This window comes from Rhizobium sp. BK602 (genome assembly GCF_014195095.1).
Taxonomy (GTDB): domain Bacteria; phylum Pseudomonadota; class Alphaproteobacteria; order Rhizobiales; family Rhizobiaceae; genus Rhizobium.
Map to the genome: position 1 here is coordinate 1,021,138 of NZ_JACIBC010000001.1, position 22,188 is coordinate 1,043,325.

The 22,188-nt window shown below is 60.9% G+C and carries 23 protein-coding genes and 1 tRNA gene; 13 read left to right on the top strand and 11 right to left on the bottom strand.

Annotated elements, in window-relative coordinates:
* Nucleotides 1-128: 128 nt before the first annotated feature.
* Nucleotides 129-1,241 carry a sn-glycerol-3-phosphate import ATP-binding protein UgpC gene (locus tag FHX11_RS04980; protein WP_184355596.1) on the bottom strand — a complete coding sequence of 371 codons (1,113 nt, stop codon included), beginning with the start codon at nt 1,239-1,241 and terminating at the stop codon, nt 129-131.
* Nucleotides 1,242-1,475: 234 nt separating this feature from the next.
* Between FHX11_RS04980 and FHX11_RS04985 the strand changes: the two genes are divergently transcribed.
* A complete protein-coding gene (locus FHX11_RS04985) occupies nt 1,476-2,924 on the top strand; it encodes a deoxyribodipyrimidine photo-lyase (RefSeq protein WP_246780881.1) in 1,449 nt (482 codons plus the stop codon).
* 12 nt (nt 2,925-2,936) lie between these two features.
* On the opposite strand, the gene FHX11_RS04990 is transcribed toward FHX11_RS04985, so the two are convergent.
* The gene (locus tag FHX11_RS04990) at nt 2,937-3,767 is read right to left on the bottom strand and encodes an SDR family NAD(P)-dependent oxidoreductase (RefSeq protein WP_184355598.1); all 831 of its coding nucleotides are present in this window, start codon (nt 3,765-3,767) and stop codon (nt 2,937-2,939) included.
* Nucleotides 3,768-4,065: 298 nt separating this feature from the next.
* Between FHX11_RS04990 and FHX11_RS04995 the strand changes: the two genes are divergently transcribed.
* The 5 genes from FHX11_RS04995 to FHX11_RS05015 all read left to right on the top strand — a co-directional run bounded on the left by FHX11_RS04995 (nt 4,066) and on the right by FHX11_RS05015 (nt 7,886).
* Entirely contained in the window at nt 4,066-5,106 is a 1,041-nt protein-coding gene (locus FHX11_RS04995; protein WP_184355600.1) for a cysteine synthase A, read from the top strand.
* 4 nt (nt 5,107-5,110) lie between these two features.
* Nucleotides 5,111-5,848 (top strand): alanyl-tRNA editing protein, encoded by a 738-nt coding sequence (locus FHX11_RS05000; protein WP_184355602.1) that lies wholly within the window; start codon nt 5,111-5,113, stop codon nt 5,846-5,848.
* A gap of 63 nt (nt 5,849-5,911) precedes the next feature.
* Nucleotides 5,912-6,769 carry a 3-mercaptopyruvate sulfurtransferase gene (gene sseA, locus FHX11_RS05005; protein WP_184355604.1) on the top strand — a complete coding sequence of 286 codons (858 nt, stop codon included), beginning with the start codon at nt 5,912-5,914 and terminating at the stop codon, nt 6,767-6,769.
* Between the two features lie 59 nt (nt 6,770-6,828).
* Nucleotides 6,829-7,341, top strand: coding sequence for a GNAT family N-acetyltransferase (locus tag FHX11_RS05010; protein ID WP_184355835.1), 513 nt, complete (start codon nt 6,829-6,831; stop codon nt 7,339-7,341).
* Nucleotides 7,342-7,412: 71 nt separating this feature from the next.
* A complete protein-coding gene (locus FHX11_RS05015) occupies nt 7,413-7,886 on the top strand; it encodes a DUF1203 domain-containing protein (RefSeq protein WP_184355606.1) in 474 nt (157 codons plus the stop codon).
* An 81-nt stretch (nt 7,887-7,967) separates the two neighbouring features.
* On the opposite strand, the gene ald is transcribed toward FHX11_RS05015, so the two are convergent.
* A complete protein-coding gene (gene ald, locus FHX11_RS05020; protein WP_184355608.1) occupies nt 7,968-9,086 on the bottom strand; it encodes an alanine dehydrogenase in 1,119 nt (372 codons plus the stop codon).
* Between the two features lie 151 nt (nt 9,087-9,237).
* Between ald and FHX11_RS05025 the strand changes: the two genes are divergently transcribed.
* A complete protein-coding gene (locus FHX11_RS05025; protein WP_184355610.1) occupies nt 9,238-9,699 on the top strand; it encodes an Lrp/AsnC family transcriptional regulator in 462 nt (153 codons plus the stop codon).
* Between the two features lie 6 nt (nt 9,700-9,705).
* On the opposite strand, the gene FHX11_RS05030 is transcribed toward FHX11_RS05025, so the two are convergent.
* Nucleotides 9,706-10,515 (bottom strand): endonuclease/exonuclease/phosphatase family protein, encoded by an 810-nt coding sequence (locus FHX11_RS05030; protein ID WP_184355612.1) that lies wholly within the window; start codon nt 10,513-10,515, stop codon nt 9,706-9,708.
* 198 nt (nt 10,516-10,713) lie between these two features.
* On the opposite strand from FHX11_RS05030, the gene FHX11_RS05035 reads away from it, so the two are divergent.
* A complete protein-coding gene (locus FHX11_RS05035) occupies nt 10,714-11,073 on the top strand; it encodes a PilZ domain-containing protein (RefSeq protein ID WP_184355614.1) in 360 nt (119 codons plus the stop codon).
* A 136-nt stretch (nt 11,074-11,209) separates the two neighbouring features.
* Nucleotides 11,210-13,198 carry a bifunctional 2',3'-cyclic-nucleotide 2'-phosphodiesterase/3'-nucleotidase gene (locus tag FHX11_RS05040; protein WP_184355616.1) on the top strand — a complete coding sequence of 663 codons (1,989 nt, stop codon included), beginning with the start codon at nt 11,210-11,212 and terminating at the stop codon, nt 13,196-13,198.
* A gap of 324 nt (nt 13,199-13,522) precedes the next feature.
* Here the strand turns inward: FHX11_RS05040 and FHX11_RS05045 are convergent, their stop codons facing one another.
* Nucleotides 13,523-14,491, bottom strand: a complete 969-nt coding sequence (locus FHX11_RS05045) for a LysR family transcriptional regulator (protein ID WP_184355618.1) — start codon at nt 14,489-14,491, stop codon at nt 13,523-13,525.
* A gap of 137 nt (nt 14,492-14,628) precedes the next feature.
* On the opposite strand from FHX11_RS05045, the gene FHX11_RS05050 reads away from it, so the two are divergent.
* Nucleotides 14,629-15,243 carry an FMN-dependent NADH-azoreductase gene (locus tag FHX11_RS05050; protein ID WP_184355620.1) on the top strand — a complete coding sequence of 205 codons (615 nt, stop codon included), beginning with the start codon at nt 14,629-14,631 and terminating at the stop codon, nt 15,241-15,243.
* A gap of 50 nt (nt 15,244-15,293) precedes the next feature.
* Here the strand turns inward: FHX11_RS05050 and FHX11_RS05055 are convergent, their stop codons facing one another.
* The gene (locus FHX11_RS05055; RefSeq protein ID WP_184355622.1) at nt 15,294-15,881 is read right to left on the bottom strand and encodes a TetR/AcrR family transcriptional regulator; all 588 of its coding nucleotides are present in this window, start codon (nt 15,879-15,881) and stop codon (nt 15,294-15,296) included.
* A gap of 106 nt (nt 15,882-15,987) precedes the next feature.
* On the opposite strand from FHX11_RS05055, the gene FHX11_RS05060 reads away from it, so the two are divergent.
* Both FHX11_RS05060 and FHX11_RS05065 read left to right on the top strand, forming a co-directional pair.
* A complete protein-coding gene (locus FHX11_RS05060) occupies nt 15,988-16,773 on the top strand; it encodes an SDR family oxidoreductase (RefSeq protein ID WP_184355624.1) in 786 nt (261 codons plus the stop codon).
* A 244-nt stretch (nt 16,774-17,017) separates the two neighbouring features.
* Complete coding sequence (locus FHX11_RS05065) at nt 17,018-17,497, top strand: OsmC family protein (RefSeq protein WP_184355626.1); 480 nt, start codon at nt 17,018-17,020, stop codon at nt 17,495-17,497.
* A 52-nt stretch (nt 17,498-17,549) separates the two neighbouring features.
* Here the strand turns inward: FHX11_RS05065 and FHX11_RS05070 are convergent, their stop codons facing one another.
* From FHX11_RS05070 to wrbA, 5 genes are all read right to left on the bottom strand, one after another.
* A complete protein-coding gene (locus FHX11_RS05070) occupies nt 17,550-17,888 on the bottom strand; it encodes an HlyU family transcriptional regulator (RefSeq protein ID WP_184355628.1) in 339 nt (112 codons plus the stop codon).
* Between the two features lie 137 nt (nt 17,889-18,025).
* Nucleotides 18,026-19,276, bottom strand: a complete 1,251-nt coding sequence (gene ilvA / locus FHX11_RS05075; RefSeq protein WP_184355629.1) for a threonine ammonia-lyase — start codon at nt 19,274-19,276, stop codon at nt 18,026-18,028.
* A gap of 423 nt (nt 19,277-19,699) precedes the next feature.
* Nucleotides 19,700-19,785: transfer RNA gene (locus FHX11_RS05080), tRNA-Leu, on the bottom strand.
* A gap of 179 nt (nt 19,786-19,964) precedes the next feature.
* On the bottom strand, nt 19,965-20,291 hold the full coding sequence (locus FHX11_RS05085) for a hypothetical protein (protein ID WP_184355631.1): 327 nt from the start codon (nt 20,289-20,291) through the stop codon (nt 19,965-19,967).
* A 188-nt stretch (nt 20,292-20,479) separates the two neighbouring features.
* Nucleotides 20,480-21,079 carry an NAD(P)H:quinone oxidoreductase type IV gene (wrbA, locus tag FHX11_RS05090; protein WP_184355633.1) on the bottom strand — a complete coding sequence of 200 codons (600 nt, stop codon included), beginning with the start codon at nt 21,077-21,079 and terminating at the stop codon, nt 20,480-20,482.
* 235 nt (nt 21,080-21,314) lie between these two features.
* Here wrbA and FHX11_RS05095 point away from each other — a divergent pair, with 235 nt between their 5' ends.
* On the top strand, nt 21,315-22,088 hold the full coding sequence (locus FHX11_RS05095) for a competence/damage-inducible protein A (protein WP_184355635.1): 774 nt from the start codon (nt 21,315-21,317) through the stop codon (nt 22,086-22,088).
* Nucleotides 22,089-22,188: the final 100 nt, after the last annotated feature.

Consider the following 22,188-nt stretch of genomic DNA (forward strand, 5'->3'; position numbering starts at 1 on the left):
GGACGATCCGTCACGCTCATCGGAACGAGCTTCGCCTCCGGGTCTCCAGAGCGTTTAGCCGCCAAAGAAAAATGCCCGGAAATCGGGAAAGATTTCCGGGCGTTCCTGCTGAAAATTCATGTCTGAAATCAGCTTGCCAAGACCTTGAGCGGCGTGACGGAGGCGACGGCGTCAAGTCTCAGTCCGGTGTCCTGGGCAAAGAGGTGAAGATTCTCTCGCGGCAATTCCAGCGCCACGGCCTGGCCGGTTTCGCCAGTGGTGTGGTCGGCAACCGCAACGGCAAAGCTGGAGCCGTTGATGTCGCAATGGATAACGCGGCCGGCGCCGAGCTCTTCCACGAAATCAACCGTCGCCGGAACGGCGCCCGGCGTGCCGGCCGGCACGAGACGGGCATGCTCCGGGCGGATGCCGAGAGCGACCGGCTGGCCGGCATGGCGCTTGCCGATATTGGCGTCGATGGCGATCGGCAATCCGTCGAAGATGAACTGCTCGCCATTGGCCGCGAAGGAACCTTCGAAGAAATTCATGGCCGGCGAACCGATGAACGAGCCGACGAAACGGGTGCGTGGGGTGTTATAGACCTCGAGCGGCGTGCCGACCTGCTCGACATTGCCCTTGTACATGACCACCAGCTTGTCGGCGAGGGTCATCGCCTCGACCTGATCGTGGGTGACGAAGACGGAGGTGGCCGAGAGGCGCTTGTGCAGGCGGCGGATCTCGACACGCATCTGCACGCGCAGCTTGGCATCGAGATTGGACAGCGGCTCGTCGAAGAGGAATACCTTCGGTTCGCGGATGATGGCGCGGCCCATGGCAACGCGCTGGCGCTGGCCGCCGGACAGCTCGGCCGGCTTGCGGGCGAGGAAATCCTCCAGGCCGACGATGCGGGCGGTTTCCTTGATGCGGCGGTCGCGCTCCTCACGCGGCACGCCGGCGACCTTCAGGGCATAGCCCATATTGGCGGCGACATTCATATGCGGATAGAGCGCGTAGTTCTGGAAGACCATGGCGCAACCGCGCTCGCGCGGCTCGAGCTGATTGACGACCTTGCCGTCGATGACGATCTCGCCCGAGGAGATATCCTCAAGCCCGGCGATCATCCGCATCAGCGTGGACTTGCCGCAGCCGGAAGGGCCGAGAATGACGACGAATTCGCCTGAGCAAAAATTCAGGTCGACGCCGTGTACGACCTCATTGCGCCCATAGGCCTTGCGAACCTGCTCGATCCGGATCTCTGCCATCTTGTTCTTCCCCGCCTGTCAAATCTGGGCATGTCATTCCGGTGGACTGCTAGCGAAGTTGCATTACAGAACGGTGACAGGATCAGGCGCGAGATGATGATTTCTGATCGGCTCGCATCCAGGCATTGCGAGACATCAGGGCCGCCAAGACGCCGGCCGGATAGACATGCTTCGACTTCGGGTTACAGGACATATAAGGAGCATGATGGATCGGCATCGAGAGAGATCACAGCTTTGAAAGCCAATGAACAGAAGCCAGCCGTCCTTTGGTTCCGCAAGGATCTGCGTCTGGACGACAACCATGCGCTTCACATGACAACACAGACGGGACGACCGGTCATCCCGATCTACATTCGCGAACCGCCAACACTGGGGGCGGGGTCGCTCGGCAGAGCTCAAGACTGGTGGCTGCATCATTCATTGACCGCTCTGCAAGAGAATCTACGCCGCCTCGGTAGCTCCCTGATCTTTCGAAGCGGTGACGCCTTATCCGTCCTCTCACAGATCCTGGAGGAGACCGGCGCCGACACCCTCGTCTGGAATCGGCGCTACGACCCCGCGAGCATTGCCGTCGATACCCGGATCAAGGATGTGTTGCGCGGACGCGGCATCGATGTTCGCAGCTTTGCAGGCCAACTTCTGCACGAACCGTCGCGCCTGCTGACAGGCACCGGCAATGGCTATCGAACCTATGCCTCGTTCTGGCAAGCGCTCGAAAAATCGGGAGAACCGCCCCCTTGCGTCGACGCTCCGCGGGCCATGAATATACCGGCCTCGTGGCCCACCTCGGAAAGGCTGGATGACTGGGGTTTGCTGCCCGGCGGGCCGAACTGGGCGGGCGGCTTCTCCGAGGTCTGGGTTCCCGGCGAAGCATCGGCGCGGGATCGTCTGCTTCACTTTATCGAGACGGCATTTGACGGCTATCGACGCAATCGTGATTTTCCTGGCGAGCAAGCCACCTCCCTGCTGTCGCCTCATCTGGCAATGGGGGAAATTTCTCCCGCACGAATCTGGCAAGCTACCCTCGATCTCAGAGGCAAAATCCCGGCGGAAGACATCGTCCATTTTCGCAAGGAACTAGCCTGGCGAGAATTTTCACATCATCAGCTTTTCCACTTCCCGAAACTTTGCTCCATGAACTGGAATAGCCGCTATGACGACTTCCCCTGGCGGTCCGAGCCTCGCCTCTTTGCCCTGTGGAGCCGAGGCCAAACCGGTTACCCCATCATCGATGCCGGGATGCGACAGCTCTGGCGGCATGGCTGGATGCATAACCGCGTGCGAATGATCGTGGCCTCCTTTCTCGTGAAAGATCTGCTGATCGACTGGCGTCAAGGCGAGGCGTGGTTTCGCGACACTCTGGTCGACGCGGACGCGGCGAACAACGCCGCGAACTGGCAGTGGGTCGCCGGCTCCGGTGCCGACGCCTCCCCCTTCTTCCGCATATTCAATCCGGTACTGCAAGGCGAAAAATTTGACCCTGAGGGTCGATACGTGCGTGAATTCGTGCCTGAGCTGTCCCGCCTCGACAACCGCTACATACATCGCCCCTTCGACGCACCGGCCGCATCACTCGCACAGGCCAGCGTCACTCTTGGCAAGAACTATCCGCTGCCGATTATCGATCATGCCGGGGCAAGGCAACGCGCTCTGGCCGCTCACGCGGCAATGCGTGGCGCATGAGTTATGTGCTGTCTATTCGGCAGTGCGCGGTGAGGAGGATCGGCCAGCATCACGGCGCTTGCGACGATAACCAAGGACGCGTTGCATCAGGCCGAAATAAAGGCCGTAGGGCAGCAATTTCGCGAGTTTCAGCTTGTAGGTGAAACTCTTCGGGAAGCTGATCTCGAAGCCTGGCGATTTCAGACCCACGGCGACCGCCGCCGCGGCATCTTCGGCCGAGATCAGCCCCGGCATCGGAAATTTGTTCTTCGCCGTCAGCGGCGTCTCGATATAGCCGGGCGTGACCAGCTGAATGCGAATCCCCAGACGACCCAGGTCGAAATTCAAGCTTTCCGCCATGTTGATCAGTGCCGCCTTGGTGGCGCCATAGGCAGCACTTCCCGGCAACCCGCCGTAGCCGGCCGCCGACGAGACGATGGCGATCTGTCCATGCCCCCTCGCCCGCATATGGCGTACCGCCGGCACGAGACAGTTGACGACGCCATGAAGGTTGACCGCAAAGCTCCGTTCGAACACCTCGTGGTTCAAATCCTCGCCGCGCGCCGGTAGGTAGATGCCGGCATTCAGCACCACCAGCGCCAGGGGGCCATGCTGGTATTCGATGGCGGCGACGGTATGCTCCATGTCCTCGGCGCTGGTAACATCGCCATCGAGCACAAAGATGTTGCCCGGCAATGCGCTCGCCTCCGCCTGCAGCTCCAGCAGCGCCTCATGGCGGCGCGCGGTGACGGCCACCTTGTAGCCTTCGCCGGCGAGCTTCAGCGCCAGCGCCCGCCCGAGCCCGGAACTCGCGCCCGTGATCCAGACAACGCCATGTTCGGGACGGGCGACGAATGGGCTCATGGCTTTCCTCCTTGGCAGACTCTTGCCCGACATCCATGATCGGGCCAACTTATCCAGGCATTTTAGGAGTATCGCATCATTGTGGCCGCTTTCGGCCTGCCGGAAGCGGACGCAGCCGAATTCGATACCGATGACCGAAAGAGAGCTCTTTGAAATGGTATCGTCTTGCAAGCTTTTACCATGCAAGTTGAATTTTGCGGCTTGCGAGGGGCGCGAGGAACAGAATTTCTTGCCTATCCTGGCTTGTGAAGGGAAAAGACCGTTCTTACAGTAGTCCTGAACAGAAGGCAGAGATTCCATGACCGTCCATCCCTCCGTCCTAGAAGCGATCGGCAACACGCCACTGATCAAGCTCAAGGGAGCCTCAGAGGCGACGGGCTCGACCATTCTCGGCAAGGCGGAATTCCTGAACCCCGGCCAGTCGGTCAAGGATCGCGCCGCCCTCTACATCATCCGCGACGCGGAGAAGAAAGGCCTGCTGCGGCCCGGCGGCGTCATCGTCGAAGGCACGGCCGGCAATACGGGCATCGGGCTGACCCTCGTCGCCAAGGCGCTCGGCTACCGCACCGTCATCGTCATTCCGGAAACGCAGAGCCAGGAAAAGAAGGACGCACTGAAGCTGCTCGGCGCCGAACTCGTCGAAGTGCCGGCGGTTCCCTACAAGAATCCGAACAATTACGTGAAGCTCTCCGGACGGCTTGCCGAGCAATTGGCCAAGACCGAGCCGAACGGCGCGATCTGGGCGAACCAGTTCGACAACGTCGCCAACCGGCAGGCGCATATCGAAACCACGGCGAAGGAAATCTGGGCCGACACCAATGGCAAGATCGACGGTTTCATCTGCTCGGTCGGTTCCGGCGGCACGCTGGCGGGTGTCGCCATGGGTCTGCACGCCTTCAACAAGGACATCAAGATCGGTATCGCCGATCCGGAAGGCGCGGCCCTCTACGAATTCTACAAGAACGGCGAGCTGAAATCCTCCGGCTCCTCGATCACCGAGGGCATCGGCCAGGGCCGCGTGACGGCGAACCTGGAAGGGTTCACCCCCGATTACGTCTATCAGATCACCGACGCCGAGGCCCTGCCCTATGTCTTCGATCTGGTCGAGCACGAGGGCCTTTGCCTTGGCGGCTCGACGGCCATCAACATCGCCGGCGCGGTGCGCCTCGCCAGGGATCTCGGACCCGGCCATACGATCGTGACCATTCTCTGCGACTACGGCAACCGTTATCAGTCCAAGCTCTTCAATCCGGATTTCCTGAAGTCGAAGGGCCTGCCACTGCCGTCCTATCTCGCAAAGAGTGCCGACATTCCCATCCCATACGAAAATCTCGCGTGACATCATGCCGGTGAATGCCCTCTATCGTGACGATTTCTATCTTTCGACCGCGGAGGCTGTCGTCACCGCGATTCACGAAGACGGGGGCATAGAGCTCGACCAGACCTGCTTCTACGCCACCTCGGGCGGGCAGCCGGGCGATACCGGTTTCCTGGAGCGCGCCGACGGCTCGAAGATCATGCTCGGCCAAACCAGGCACGGGCCGATCAAGGATATCGTCATCCATGTTCCGCTCGAGGGCGAAGCGCAGCCGATCCTCGGCGAAAAGCTGGTGCTGCATATCGACTGGGCACGCCGCTACAGGCTGATGCGCATGCATACCGCCTGCCACCTTCTGTCGGTCGTCTGCCCCTATCCGATCACGGGCGCGGCTGTCGGCGAGGACGAGAGCCGCGTCGATTTCGACATGAGCGAGACGATCGACAAGGACGAGGTGACGGCAAGGATGATGGCGCTCGTCAACGAGAACCATCCCGTCTATGTGCAGTGGATCACGGACGAGGAGCTTGCGGCCAATCCGGGTATCGTCAAGTCCAAGAATGTGCGCCCGCCCGTCGGGCTCGGCCGCGTCAGCCTGGTCTGCATCGGCGAGAATTCCGCCGTTGACAGCCAGCCCTGCGGCGGCACACATGTGTCGGAGACGCAGGAGGTCGGGGCAATCCACATCGCCAAGATCGAGAAGAAGGGCAAGGAAAACCGCCGCTTTCGCATTCGGTTCGGCACGCCCACGGACGACGCCTAAAGTCGCCCAGATCCCACATCCAGACACAACCCTCAGAATCAAAATAGGCAGGGAGAGATCATCATGACAGCGGAGAAAAGCCGTTTCGTCGTATCCGCCGATTGGCTCCAGAACGAATTGGGCGCCAAGGATCTGCGCATCCTCGACGCATCCTTCTACCTGCCGGCGCAGAAGCGCGATGCCGATGCCGAATATGCCGGCGGCCATATTCCCGGCGCCATCCGCTTCGATCAGGACAAGATAGCCGATCATTCCACCGGCCTGCCGCATACGGTTCCCTCGCCGGAATTCTTCGCGGCCGAGGTGGGTAGGCTCGGCATCAGCGAAAACGATCTCATCGTCGTCTATGACGGTCCCGGCCTTTTCGCCTCGCCGCGCGTCTGGTGGCTGTTCCACCTCGTCATGGGCGCCAAGAACGTCTTCGTGCTCGATGGCGGACTGGATGGCTGGAAGGCCGAGGGACGGCCGCTGGAAACCGCCCTGCCCGCATTCGAACCCACGACCTTCAGGCCGAATTTCAACCCAGACCGTATCGTGCCGCTCGAGGAGATGCGCGGGATCGTCGACAGCGGTTCGCTGCAGATCGCCGACGCCCGCAGTGCCGGCCGTTTTGCCGCCACTGAGCCGGAACCACGCGAAGGCATGCGTTCCGGCCATATGCCGGGCGCGAGAAGCCTGCCGTCCGGCGTCTTTGCCGTGAACGGCAAATTCAAATCGCTGCCGGAACTGCGCGAGACGATCGCGAAGGCTGGTATCGATCTCGACAAGCCGGTGGTCACCACCTGCGGCTCCGGGATCACCGCCGCCATCATCACGCTGGCGCTGGAATCGCTTGGGAATGACAGCAACCGGCTCTATGACGGCTCCTGGTCGGAATGGGGCAGCCGGCAGGATACGCCCGTTGTCACCGGCAACGACTGAACGGCGCGGTCCCCGTGAAAACTCCCTCCTCGCTCAAGGTCCATATCACCCGGCTGGAAATGACGGCGCCGCCCAAGGCAAGCCTGGCGGTGCCTGTCAACATCCAGACAGCCATCATGCGCGCGCCGGACATTCCGCTGCCCTTTTACCGCTATCTCTACCGTCAGGTCGGCGCTCGCTGGCACTGGGTCGAGCGGCTGCGCATGAGCGACGAGGAACTGGCGGCGACCCTGCACGATCAGCGCAACGACATCAGCGTGCTCTACGTCAACGGCGCGCCGGCCGGCTTCTTCGAATATTTCCGCGAAGATGAGGACACGATCGAGCTCAGCCATTTCGGCCTGATCGAACACGCGCTGGGCCTCGGCATCGGCAAATGGTTCCTGCTGCAGTCGCTTTACGCCATGTGGACGCTGAGCCCGCAACGCGTCACCACGACCACCAACAATCTCGACCATCCGCGAGCGCTCCAGCTCTACCAGATGTTCGGCTTCTCGCCGGTCTCGACCGGCGAAGGCATCGTACGGCCGCTCAGCGACAAGGAATTGCTGGAACTGGCGAAAAAAGCCTGACCGCAGGAATCGGGTGGCTTCCGCCGCCCGCGCAGCGCATCACATGACACAGCTCAACAAGGAGATTTGTCATGTCCGCCATCGCTTTCGCCGCCATGCCCACATCCGATGCCGAGGTCCTCTGGAACGGCGGTGCGGATGCCTACGGCCTTCCGCCGGAGACGATGGTCTCAGATGGTCCCGGCCATCCCTGCCGCCATTGCCTGCGCAATGTCGATGCCGGCGACGAACTGCTCGTCTTCGCCTATCGGCCCTTTCCGGAACTGCAGCCCTATGCCGAGACCGGGCCGATCTTCCTCCACAAGGAGCCTTGCCAGCGCTATGCCGCCGAGGAAGTCCTGCCGCCGATGCTGACGACCAGCCCCGACTTCATCGTGCGCGGCTATGGCGAGAACAATCGCATCGTCTACGGCACCGGCGCCGTGACACCGATCAGTGACATTCCGACCTATGCGGCGGAATTGCTGAATCGCGAGGGCATTGCCTATGTGCATGTCCGCTCGGCGCGCAACAATTGCTACCAGTGCCGGATCGACCGGGCGTAATTCAAGGCGCATGCCGTCATGAAAAGGAAGCGCCGGCATATCGCTATGCCGGCGCTTCCATCCGACGTGGTGCGATGGGATTTACGCCACGTTGAGGATGCTTTCCGGTGCGACGGCCTCATAGCCCAGCGCCTCGGCCACCGGCTTGTTGGTGATGCGGCCCTTATGCACGTTGAGGCCGTTGCGCAGATGCTTGTCTTCGGCAATCGCCCGCAGGCCGCGATCCGCCAGCGCCAGGCCATGATAGATGGTGGCATTGTTCAGCGCATGCGCGGAGGTGACGGGAACAGCGCCCGGCATGTTGGCGACGCAATAGTGCACGACGCCCTCGACCTCATAGGTCGGCTCGGAATGGGTGGTGGCATGCGAAGTCTCGAAGCAGCCGCCCTGATCGATGGCGACATCGACGATGACCGAACCCTTCTTCATGCCCGACAGCATCTCGCGTGTGACCAGCTTCGGCGCGGCGGCGCCGGGAATCAGCACCGCGCCGATGACGAGATCGGCCGAGAAGACCTCCTCCTCCAGCGCCTGGATGCTGGAATAGCGGGTGTGGACACGGCCGTTGAAGATATCGTCGAGCTGGCGCAGGCGCGGCAGCGAACGGTCGAGGATGCTGACATCGGCGCCGAGACCGGCAGCCATCTTGGCGGCATGCAGGCCGACGACGCCGCCGCCGATGATCGCGACCTTGGCCGGCAGCACACCCGGCACGCCGCCGAGCAGGATGCCGAGGCCGCCATTGGCCTTCTGAAGCGCGGTGGCGCCCGCCTGGATCGACAGCCGGCCGGCCACTTCCGACATCGGAGCCAGCAGCGGCAGGCCGCCGCGCTCGTCGGTAACGGTCTCATAGGCGATGGCGGTCACGCCGGAAGCGAGCAGGCCCTTGGTCTGCTCGGGATCGGGCGCCAGATGCAGGTAGGTGTATAGAAGCTGACCGTCGCGAAGCTGCGCCCATTCGGAAGGCTGCGGTTCCTTGACCTTCACGATCATGTCGCACTTCTCGAAAATATCCTTGGCACTTGCGGCGATCCTGGCGCCGGCGGCGACATAGGCATGATCATCGGCACCGATACCGGCACCGGCCTTGGTTTCGACCCAGACCTCATGACCATGGGCGACATATTCGCGAACCGAGGCAGGCGTCAAACCGACTCGATATTCGTGATTCTTGATCTCTTTCGGACAACCGACGCGCATCTTGTTCCTCCCTGAACATCCATCCGCTCTGCAGTGGCGCTGTTCGAATGAGACCACCTCCGCCCCGCAATGTCCTTGCAAAGACAAATTGCCCGATGGCTATTTTTCGTGGAATATTGCGCCAGATTGAATTTCTTCGAAGGATCTTCGAATGGCAGAGCTAGACACCATGGATCATTCGATTTTGCGGGTGCTGCAGCAGAACGCCAGGATCACCAATGCCGAGCTCGCCGAGAAGGTCGGCCTGTCGCCATCGGCCTGCTCGCGGCGGCTCGACATTCTGGAAAAGAGCGGTGTGATCGACGGCTATCATGCCCGCCTGTCGCACAAGGCGCTCGACTACAAGATGATCGCCATCGTGCATATCTCGCTGTCGGGCCAGTTCGCCAAAACGCTGTCGGAATTCGAAGCGGCGGTGAAGCGCTGTCCGAACGTTCTGGTCTGCTACCTGATGTCCGGCGAATACGACTATATTCTGCGCATCGCCGCGCGCGATCTCGAAGATTACGAGCGCATCCACCGCGATTGGCTTTCGGCCCTGCCGCATGTGGTCAAGATCAATTCCAGCTTTGCGCTGCGCGAGATCATCGACCGGCCGAATGTCGGATTGTAGCCCGACCTATCGCAAATCGAGCAGCAGGGCGCGATGATCGGAAACCTCCGGCTCGGCGACAGGATCGAACGCGACCACGTCCACCGCCGGATTCACCAGCATATAGTCGGCAAAGCGCGGCTCCTTGCGGTAATGGGAGGTGCGGGTGTCGCGATGTCCCCGTGACGTGACGAGATCGGTAAGCCCCAGGGCTGCGAGCGCCTCGAAAGTCACGCTTCCCGGCAACACGTTGAAATCGCCGCAGACCACCAGCCTCTCATTGCCCGGCCACACCTGACGGATCACATTGACCAATGCTTTCGCCTGATGATGGCGCGCCGGCGTATCACCCTTGCCTTCGGGATCGCGCAGGCCATGCATCTGGGCGATCGTGATCGGAAAGCCGCCGTCATAGTCGAACAGGCGGATGCAATGGGCATTGCGCGACCGCGGATGCGGTCCCCAGCCATCGGCGCCGAACTCCCCGTGCACGAAACCCAGGGCCTGGCCGATGACCGGATATGTCTTACGCACGAAGGTGGCGAGACCGAATTCCGAGGCAAACCGCCGATCGCCGTCGAAGAGATCGCCTCGCGCCACGGGGTAGAACACGGCATCATGGTCAGGCAGGGCCGCCTTGATCTCCTCGAAGAGATTGGCGCGCTGCAAGAGCTCGACGCCATGATCGCGATAAACCAGCCAATCGGCTTCGGCAGCGGGTGTCCGCACGACTTCCTGCAGGCAGAGAATATCCGCATCGACATCGACCAGATATCGCATCAGCGGCTCGTGCAGCCGGCCGCCCCATGCATTCAGCGAGATGATGCGCAACGCCATGTTCTTCCCTCCCCAACATCGGCTAACCGTCCAACTCGCCACCGTCCGGTATGGATGGATGATCCAATTCTCGCCTGGAACGGACCGGCAGTGCCGATTCGGAACGAATGATCGCAATTTTAGCGATCATCCTAAACAGCTTTCAATGCATGCCCTGTATCGGAGAATTCGGAGACATGCACGCGTCGAGGTGAAATCATGCAGTCATCTTCAAAACCGCCGGCCCAATACAATCTGAAGATCAAGACAAGGCGTTCGCAGCGCCGCCGCGTCCGGTTGATGGGCCAGGTATGGTATCTCGCAAAAGCGGTGACCGGCCGTGTGGTCGATCTTTCCGCCAGCGGCATCGCGCTCGACCTGCAATCCCCGATCCACGCAGCCGCCGGCAGCAAGGTCCGCATCGAGTGCAGCGAGATCGGCCTGCTGGATGGTATTGTGCGCTGGGTCCATAACGGCCGAATCGGCATCGAATTCGACCCGTCTTCCAATGCCTCGGCTCTCGTCGCCTCCTATTTCCGCTTTTTCCACAAGGACATACAGCCGGTTCTCAGGCGCTGACGGCCTGTTTCCTCACTCCGCGCGGGAACCACAATAAGCCTGTCATATTACAGGTGCACACCTTCGAAAATCGTCCTAATCTCCCTCACCCCCAGAGGTGATCGAGAACCATAATTAGTCGTCGAAGGAGTGTTTCATGTCTTCCATACTGGAATTGTCCAGCATGTCGCGCCGTTCCCTGCTGCAGGGCCTCAGCGCCACCGCCGCGCTCATCGTGCTGCACCCCTTCGCTGCCCGCGCGGCCGGCAATCAGGCGCATCTGCGCCTCATGGAAACGACAGACATTCACGTCAACGTCTTCCCCTACGACTACTACGCCGACAAGCCGAACGACACGATGGGCCTGGCGCGCACGGCGACCATCATCGACAATATCCGCGCCGAGGCCACAAATTCGCTGCTGATCGACAATGGCGACGTGCTGCAGGGCAATCCGATGGGCGATTACATGGCCTATCAGCACGGCATGAAGGAGGGCGATGTCCATCCGGTCATCAAGGCGATGAACACGCTCGGCTACGAGGTCGGCACACTCGGAAACCATGAGTTCAACTACGGCCTCGACTTCATGTTCAAGGTGCTCGGCGGCGCGAACTTCCCCTTCGTCTGCGCCAACCTGACCAAGGGCCAGCTCGCTTCCGACCCGAAGAAGGACGATCTGTTCTTCAAGCCCTATCTGATCCTCGAAAAGAAGATCAAGGACGGCGCCGGCAATGAAAGCCCGATCAAGATCGGCTTCATCGGCTTCGTGCCGCCGCAGATCATGCTCTGGGACATCAAGAACCTCGAAGGCAAGGCGCAGACGCGCGATATCGTCGAGGCCGCCAAGGCCTGGGTGCCGGTCATGAAGGAAGAAGGCGCCGATATCGTCATCGCGCTGTCCCACTCCGGCATCGACGGCAGTGCTCCCTCCGACAAGATGGAAAATGCCTCGCTCTATGTTGCCGCCGTTCCCGGCATCGACGCTGTCTTCACCGGCCACCAGCATCTCGTCTTCCCCGGCCCCAAGACCTGGGACGGCATCAAGGACGCCGATCCGGTCAAGGGCACGCTGCATGGCAAGCCGACCGTCATGGCGGGATTCTGGGGCTCGCATCTCGGCCTGATCGACCTGCTGCTCGAAAAGGACGGCAACAGCTGGAAGATCGTCGACTTCACCGCCGAGGCACGGCCGATCTATCACCGCGACGACAAGAAGAAGGTCATCGCCGACGTCGCCGACAAGAAGGAAGTGGTCGAGGCCGCCAAGGCCGAGCACGAGGCGACGCTCACCTATGTCCGCACGCCCGTCGGCAAGACTTCCGCGCCGCTCTACTCCTATTTCGCGCTCGTCGCCGACGATCCCTCGGTGCAGATCGTCAGCCAGGCGCAGATCTGGTACATCAAGCAGATGCTGAAGGAGACCGACTACAAGGACCTGCCGGTGCTTTCGGCGGCAGCCCCCTTCAAATGCGGCGGCCGCAACGGCCCGGATTATTATACGGACGTTCCGGCCGGCAACATCGCCATCAAGAACGTCGCCGACCTCTATCTCTATCCGAACACGGTGCAGGCGGTCGTCATCAATGGCGCGCAGGTGAAGAACTGGCTGGAAATGTCGGCGGCGATGTTCAACCAGATCCAACCAGGCGCCAAGGATGCCCCGCTCCTCAACGACAGCTTCCCCTCCTTCAACTTCGACGTCATCGACGGCGTCACCTATCAGATCGACCTGTCGCAGCCGCGCCGCTTCGGCGATGACGGCAAGGTTCTGAACGCCGATGCCAACCGCATCCTGGACCTGCAATTCAATGGCAAGCCGATCGATGCGGCACAGAAATTCGTGGTGGTCAGCAACAACTACCGCGCCGGCGGCGGCGGCAACTTCCCGGAAATCGCGGCCGACAAGGTGATCTACAAGGCGCCCGACACCAATCGCGACGTCATCGTCCGCTATGTGCACGAACAGGGCACGATCAACCCGACCGCCGATGGCAACTGGACCTTCAAGCCGCTGCCGGGCACCACCGTCCTGTTCCCCAGCTCGCCCAAGGCCAAGGATTTCGTCGCCGAAGTGAAAAGCGTGAAGATCGAGGACGCCGGCGAAGGCGCCGACGGGTTTAGCAACTTCCGGCTGGTGCTGTAGCCCCCGATCGTTCCCTCTCCCTGTTTCGAAATGGGGAGAGGGCGACCCGCAAATACCCGGTTTATCTCGCCCTTGGCGGGCGAGAAAGCAATTTCACTGGTTTAGGAATTGCGATACCGAGGGTTCAGCATATTCGGGACTAAGCGCAATTTCTAAACCATTGAAATTGCAAGAGCGGGGGTCCGTGTCTTGTTCAAATTAATTCAGGAGCTCTCTGCGTCCCTGCCTACCCCCGCCCTTGCAATTTCTAAGAATTAGACGAGGGACGAGCCCTCATCTAATCCTAAGAAATTGCTTTCCCGCCCGCCAAGGGCGGGACAGACCTCACTCCGCCGCCAGCGGCTTCTGGCCGAGGCTGAACTCTTCCATTGCCGCTTTGAAATCGCTCCGGTCGGGGCATTGCGACAGGCGCGTGCGGAAGGCTTCGATCATCCAGGCCGCCGCGGGGCCTGGCGGATTGGAGAGCTTGCGGACGGCATAGATCGGATACTCGCCCTGCTCATAGGCATCGAGATCGAGATGCACGAGCCGGCCCTTCTGCAGGTCCTCATAGATCAGCGACGCCGGCAGGCCACCCCAGCCGAGGCCGCCGCGGATCAACTGATGCTTGGTGGCGATATCGCTGAGATGCCAGATCTTGTAGGACAGGACGTTGAAGTCCCGCCCCTTGGTGAGGTTCGAAGCATCGGTGACGACCAGCTGCACCTCTTCGCGCACGTCCGCGAGGGTGAGCGGCCGCTTGATCTGGGCGAGCGGATGGCGGGGCGCGGCGACCGGCATCATGAAGGAGTGGCCGATGCGCTCGATCACCATGGAATCGTCCTGCCTTATCACCGCGCCGCCGATCCCGATCGTCGACTTGCCGCTGGCGACCAGTTCCATCATCGTGCCGAGCTCACCCGTATCGAGCCGCAGCGAGACGGACGGGAATCGCTCCTGAAATTCGTTCAAAACGGCGACCGTGGCATTGGTCGGCACCATGACGCTGATGGCAACGGCCACTTCCGCCTCCAGCCCGGTCTTCAGGCCCTTCACTCTTGCGCGCATCACCTGGAGATCGGAGAGAATGCGGCGCGCATCCTCCAGCATCACCCTGCCCGCGTCCGTCAATTTCGGCTGGCGCGAGCCAGAACGCTCAAACAGCGGCATTTCGAGCTGCGCCTCCAGATTGGCGATGGTGTAACTGATGACGGACTGCGCGCGATTGAGCACGCGCGAGGCAGCGGAGAAGCTGCCGGACTCGGCAACGGTCAGAAAGACCTGCAATTGGTCGAGGGTCGGGTTGGGAAGCATGGGCTATCCATTCTATCGATAATTCCAATCCATATTATCACAGTTTTTCTCGATAGCACTGAGGACTTATCTATGGATGCGAAACGAGGCCGGACTCCCCACCCGGTTATCGCAACCCATTGATAAGGAACATAAGCATGTCCTCCATCCTGCTGCTGACCTCCAGCCCGCGCTCCGATTCCATCTCGACCAAGATCGCCACCGATCTTGCCGACAAGATCAAGGCCCAGAATCCGGGCAAGACGATCGTTCATCGCAATCTTGCCGGCGCTCCGCTGGCCCATATCGATGAGCGCTTCACCGCCGCCATCCGCACGCCAGCCGACGCCCGCACTACCGAACAGAAGGAAACCATCAAGGTTTCCGACGAACTGGTCGACGAGCTGCTCGCCGCCGACACCATCGTCATCGGCACCGGCCTCATCAACTTCGGCATCTATTCGTCGCTGAAGTCCTGGATCGACAACGTCGCCCGCGCCGGTCGCACCTTCACCTACACCGAGACCGGCCCGAAGGGCCTCGTCACCGGCAAGAAGGCCTATATCGTTCTCGCATCCGGCGGCGTCTACTCCGAAGGCCCGGCCGCTCCGCTGAACCACGCCGTTCCCTACCTGAAGTCGGTTCTCGCCTTCATCGGCATCACGGACGTCGAAACCGTTTATGTCGAAGGCCTCGCCTTCGGTCCGGAAGCTGCCGAAAAGGCTCTGGACGCAGCACAGGCCCGCGCTGCCGAACTGGCACTCGCCGCTTAATCGCAAGAGCGATCGTAAATCACGGCGGCCGGCTCAATGCCGGCCGTTTTTTATTTTCCGCCGCCTCGCGCCAGTTCCCCCATGAAGCGCCTCGCGGCGTCCAGAATTTCGTCTGAAAGCGCCTCGTCGTTCGCAACACGTGCAAGACCGACAGCACCGGCCATCAGGCAGATGGCAATGATCGCGTCATGCCGTGCTTCACCGGCGTCCGCCTGCGGCATCCGCGCCGTCATCGTTTCGATATTCTTCCGCATTCCTTCCGTGGCAACGGTGCGGACAGTCTCGCCGCTGCGGGCGATATCGGCGGTTAGAGCCGCATAGGCGCAGCCCTCGCCGCAATGGTCGCGATGGAAAGCACCGAGATAGTTCTCGGCATAGTCCTTCAGCGGGATATCCGCGGGATCGATCCCCCGCTCCGCCAATTGCCGCCGCTGCGATTCGATCGCCGACTGCACGGCCTCCGCGACGAGCTCGTCCCTCGAGGCGAAATGCTTGTAGAAACCGCCGACCGTCAGCCCGGCTTCCTTCATGAGATCGGCGACACCGATCCCCTCCAATCCTACCTCGCGCAGGCGCTTGGCGGCGAGCGTCACGATCCGCTCATGCGTCTTCTGCTTTTCAAGCTGCGAATGACCCATTCGAAAAATCTCCTCGATCCACCTTGACAATGTGGATTACAATCATAATCCTATTGGAGAACGATCATAATCCAGATCGCCATCAAAGCCAATAGGAGTTACCAACATGCGCCTCAAGAACAAGGTTGCCATCATCACCGGCGGAAACAGCGGCATCGGGCTTGCGACCGCCCGCCTCTTCCTCGCCGAGGGCGCCAAGGTCGCCATCACCGGCCGCAATCCCCAGACCCTTGCCGCCGCCGTCGAGGAGTTGGGCGGCGATGTGCTGGCGTTGCAGGTCGATGTCACCGACGTTGCGGCCACCGAGAAAGCCTTCGCGGAAGCGGCTGAGAAGCTTGGCAATTTCGACATCGTCTTCGCCAATGCGGGAATTGCCGGCGAAACGGCTGTCGGAAAGACCACGCTCGAACAGTTCGAGACGGTGGTTCGCACCAATTTCACCGCCGTCTTCTTCACCGTGCAGGCGGCCCTGCCGCATCTGAATGACGGTGCGTCGGTGATCCTGAACGGTTCGGTGCATGCGGTTCTCGGCATCCCCGGCTATTCCGCCTATGCCGGCACCAAGGCAGCTGTCCGCGCCATGACCCGCAACCTGGCTTCCGAACTCGCGCCGCGCGGCATCCGTGTCAACCAGGTGACGCCGGGCGCGACCAAAACGCCGATCTGGAATACGCGGGCAATGACGGAAGACGCCAAGGATGCGCTGGAAGCCCGCTTCGGCAGCCTGAGCCCGCTCGGCCGCATGAGCGAAGCGGAAGAGATCGCCAAGGCAGCCCTCTATTTCGCATCCGACGATTCGAGCAATGTCACCGCCATCGAGATCACCGTCGACGGCGGCGCCACCAGCGCTCCATCGGGCGCCAAGCTCTTCCGGACAGCAAGGGAGGCATAAGGAGCCCGACTTCCCACGGGATCGCAAAGGTCGCCCGGCATCGACGCCGATGGCGGCCTTTTTTCATCGCGAAGATAATCACAATCCAGACCGCCGGATTGTCAGCGCCGAGCAGGACTGGCCTGCCATTTATCGTGAAAGTGGCTTTGGCCTTCGGACGATCCCTTGCGGTATAGGCGGTCACAATGCATCGATGGGAACCTATCCAGAGCGCAGACGCCTCGTAGACGGTCGGAGAAACTCCGTGAAAGACAAGCTGCATACCTATCGGGTCAATATCGTCTGGACCGGCAATGACGGCACAGGAACGTCGAGCTATCGCAGCTACCGACGCGATCACGAGATCAGCGCCGAGGGAAAGCCGACGATCGCCGGATCGTCCGATCCGAGCTTCCGTGGCGATCCCGCCCGCTGGAACCCCGAGGAGCTGCTGGTCGCATCCCTTTCCGCCTGCCACAAGCTTTGGTATCTCGGCCTTTGCGCCCAAACTGGCGTGATCGTGCTTTCCTATGAGGATGCGGCCGAAGGGACCATGCTGGAGGAGAGCAGCGGTGCCGGACAGTTCACCTCTGTCGTCTTGCGTCCCAGGATCGTCATCGATGCGGCATCGGACGCGAAGACAGCGCTCGACCTGCATCACAAGGCGCATGAGATGTGCTTCATCGCCCGTTCGATGAACTTTCCCGTCAGCAATGAGCCGCAGATCTTGGTCGGGACGATCTAGACGGGCAAGAATCCGCGATTTCGAAATCGCGGCTTCAGTCCGTTTCGCGAACTCAGACCTGACGGGTCTTTTCGCCATCGCCGAACAGCGACGGACCGTTCTGATCGATGATCTGCCGCGCCTTGCGGAAGGTCGATTCGAGCGCGTCGTCCGAGGATGTGAAGACATCGGCGCGAATGAAATTACGCACCAGCGTCTCGCCGTTCACTTCCTTCTCGATCCGGCCCATCAGGCGAAACTGATTGCCCTCGCGCTGCGGCGTCGCATGGATCGTGCAGTCGCCATGCGTCTGCGGCTCGGCCGCGACGGAGGAGCCGCCGGTCTTTTCGGCGCTCGTCGCCGATGCACCGCCGGTGAAGATCGAGAGGATATTCGACAAGATCGAAGCCATGTTCCGCCTTTGGAGCGCTTCAGCGCCTCGTGGGGCTGATTGACCGCTCTATCCCATTGTTTTTACGCAATACCGGATAAAACCGCTGCGCACTTTTCCCGGAAATGCTCTAGCACGAAGGTTGCGAGGTCGCAAAGTCAAATGATCAGGTTGGCGAGGATGTCGTTTTCGGTAATGTCCTCGTAACCCATGCCCGCCTTTTCGAAATTCGCGATCAGCTGCTTGAAATTGTCCGGATCCTTGGTTTCGATGCCGATCAGGATCGAGCCGAAATTGCGGGCGGTCTTCTTCAGATATTCGAAGCGGGCGATATCGTCGTCGGGACCGAGCAGATTGAGGAAATCGCGCAGCGCGCCGGGACGCTGGGCAAGGCGCAGGATGAAATATTTCTTCAGCCCGGCATAGCGCATGGCGCGCTCCTTGACGTCGGGCAGACGCTCGAAATCGAAATTGCCGCCGGACACGACCGCGACGATCGTCTTGCCGCGAATGGCGTCGCGGTCCATGGTTTCCAGCGCGGTGATCGCCAGCGCGCCGGCGGGCTCCAGCACCACGCCTTCGACATTCAGCATATCGGTGATGGTCACGCAGATGGCGTTTTCCGCGATCAGCCGGACCTGCTCCGGCGCGAACGCCTTCAGCGCAGCGAAATTCAAGTCGCCGATGCGCCCGACCGCGGCACCGTCGACGAAATTATCGACCTTGGTCAGCGTCACCACCTGCCCCGCCTCGATGCTGCGCCTGAGGCTTGGCGCGCCCGCCGGCTCGGCGAAGACGAAGGCTTCCCTGGCAAGGCGATCGGCGAAATAGCCGGTGATGCCGGCGGCCAATCCGCCGCCGCCGACGGGCAGAATGATGTGATCCGGCAGAACGCCCTCGGGCAATTGCTCGGCGATCTCGGCGGCGACCGTCGCCTGCCCCTCGATGATATCGGCGTGATCGAAAGGCGGCACCATGACGCCGTCGATCTGCTGCACATGTTCGCGCGCAGCCTGATAGCACTGGTCGAAGAAGTCGCCGAAGAGTTTGATGGTGATGAAATCGCCGCCGAACATGCGGGTCTTGTCGATCTTCTGCTGCGGCGTCGTCACTGGCATGTAGACCACGCCCGGCACCCCGAAATGACGGCAGACGAAGGCGAATCCCTGGGCATGGTTGCCGGCCGACGCGCAGACGAAGGTCTTGCCCGTGCCGCCCTCGGCGATCACCTTGCGGAAGAAATTAAAGGCACCGCGAATCTTATAGGAGCGGACCGGCGTCAGATCCTCGCGCTTCAGCCAGATGTCGGCCCCGTAACGAGCGGAAAGATGCTCGTTGAGCTGCAGCGGCGTTGCGGGAAAAAGGCCACGCATGGCCTCGATGGCGTCGGGAACATTCTGCTTGTCCACGGGTCTGGTCCGTTCTTGTTCGATCCGCCTTCGCTATGGCACAGGAAACATGAGTAACGAAAGCCTGTTTATCGCGCTTTCGGACCTGTCGAGGCGACATAATGGCGACCCGGCCCGCAAATGTCCGTCCGGCCGGCAGCCACCGAGCATGCACCGGCACGTCGCTGCCGTCAAAACCCTAAAATCTTCGAATTGACAGGACGAACCGCTCCGCTTCCAATACGAACCAGCCATCATGATGATGGTTAGAGGCCCGCCCTAACCCGGCCCAGCCGATTCCGGCGGGCTTCGCTTTGTACTTTTCCTTCCGAATATTACCAGATTTTTCTAATTTAAATTATCGGAATATTCATGGATGATTGAGGCAAAGCCTCCCGGGCGGGAAATGGCAGCCTTTGCAAAGATTTGGTTCCACGGCGATCATGGTGCGGACGACGGGGGTCGAACCCGTATAGCCTAAGGCCGAGGGATTTTAAGTCCCTTGCGTCTACCAGTTTCGCCACGTCCGCGCTGGGCGATTTCAATAACTTGCATGGGTTGATTTGGGAAGCTTTGCGCGGTCGTTTTTTGATCGGCAATGAAGCTTTCTTGCTACCCTTGCAGATCGGACCCATCGCATTCGATAGACTCCAAAAGATAAGGCGGCCCAACGGACCGCCTTGCTCAACTCTGCTATGTCTTGCGACGATCAGCGAATGATGATCGTGAATGCGCTGCGCGGATACCAGAAGCCGTCGCTGTGGCGGCGGTAGCCGGGGCGCGCGTGACGGTAGCCCTGATAGCCCTTCCAGTAGCCGGGACGATAATGCGGAGGACGACGATTCGGGCGATGCCTTCTGTCTTCCCAGCGCCGGCCGTCCCGCTCGCGGTATTGCACCTGTTCGATGGCCGTGCTGGCAGCGCCTACCGCCGGCTTGGCCGGGTTGAGCGGTGCTGCGACCGAAGGCGTAACGGATGCGAATCCCATGATCAGAGTCAACGCGCCTGCGCCGACGATGTTGAAGATTTTGCTCATAATGTCTCCAATCAAAGTTTACGGCTCTTCATTGAAGCCTAATTGATGAACGCATTATGAATGCCACCAGAAATAGCGATCACATAATCGGCATTCCTTACTATTCCGGTGCCTGTTTGCGGCAAAACGGGACCCATGAAAAAGGCGCGGCTCTCGCCACGCCTCGTTTCATCGTCAATGGAGCAGAATCAGCCGGCGAGCTTCGCGGCGATCTTGGCCACATGGGCGCCCTGGTATTTCGCGCCCTCCAGCTCAATCTCCGAAGGCTGGCGCGAACCGTCGCCGTTGGTGATCGTCGAGGCGCCGTAGGGCGAGCCGCCCTTGACTTCCTCGGTGCCCATCTGCCCCTGAAAGGCATAGGGAAGACCTACCACCGCCATGCCGTGATGCAGCAAAGTCGGGATGAAGCCGAGAATGGTGGATTCCTGGCCGCCGTGCTGCGTGGCGGAAGAGGTGAACACCGAACCCACTTTGCCGACGAGCTTGCCGCTGAACCACAGACCACCGGTCTGATCCCAGAAATTGCGCATCTGCGAGGCCACGGTGCCGAAGCGCGTGCCGGCGCCGACGATGATGGCGTCGTATTCCGCCAATTCGTCGGGCGTTGCGATCGGCGCTTCCTGGTCGAGCTTGAAGTAGGAAGCCTTCGCCACCTCTTCCGGCACGAGTTCCGGAACGCGCTTGACCGTTACTTCGGCGCCCGCCGATTTCGCGCCTTCGGCGACGGCATAGGCCATCTTCTCGATATGACCATAGGCGGAATAATAGAGGACCAAAACCTTTGCCATGAACATCTCCCATCTGTTGGACACGATGAATTCCGGCGTTAGTCTTACCAGCGCCAGGACCAAGACGCATCCCCGGCAGCTGGAACGCACTGTTCACCCGATGTAGACGAACATCATTTGCGGCCACTATTTCTCTTCGTGGGCGAAAGGAGAACGGTGGTTTGCATTCGCAGCAAACGGCGTTACCTATTCGAGACATCAAACGCGCGGGCAGCGCAATTCCACGGATGCTTCCATGACCAACGAAACCATTGTCACCGCCGCCATGCTGGCCATCGGCGACGAACTGCTCTCCGGCCGGACCAAGGACAAGAATATCGGTCACCTCGCCGACATCATGCTGTTGTCCGGGATCGATCTGAAGGAAGTGCGCATCGTCGCCGACGACGAGGATGCGATCGTCAGCGCCTTGAACGCGCTGCGCGGCCAGTATGACTATGTTTTCACCTCGGGTGGCATCGGCCCGACGCATGACGACATCACCGCCGATGCCATCGCCAAGGCTTTCGGCGTCGCCTGCGAGCATGAGCCGGAAGCGATGCGGATCATGGGTGAAATGTATGCCCGGCGCGAGATGGAGTTCACCGAGGCCCGCCAGCGCATGGCGCGCATGCCCGTGGGATCGAAGCATATCGCCAATCCGGTTTCGACCGCTCCCGGCTTCAACATCGGCAACGTCTATGTCATGGCCGGCGTGCCGCAGGTGTTCCAGGCCATGCTCGACAATGTCGTGCCGACGCTGCGCACCGGCACGCGCATGCTCTCGACGGCAATTTCCTGCCCTTACGGCGAAGGCGAGATCGGCACACCACTCGGCGCCATCCAGAAAGCCCATCCGGATACCAGCATCGGTTCCTATCCGCGCTATGTCGGCCAGTCCTTCTCCACCGAGATCGTCGTGCGCGCCCGCTCCGCCGAACGGGTCGAGACGGTCGCAGCCGAGGTCAGGGCCATGATCGAGGATATCAGGCAGGCAAAAGCCAGGGAAAATCAGCCGTCTGCGACATGAGGCTCAGATCGAACCCGCCAGCCGTGGGGAACCGGATCGGTATATGCCGCATTAATATCAGACGGAATGGTGGTATAATGAACTGATCCGATCCCTTCCG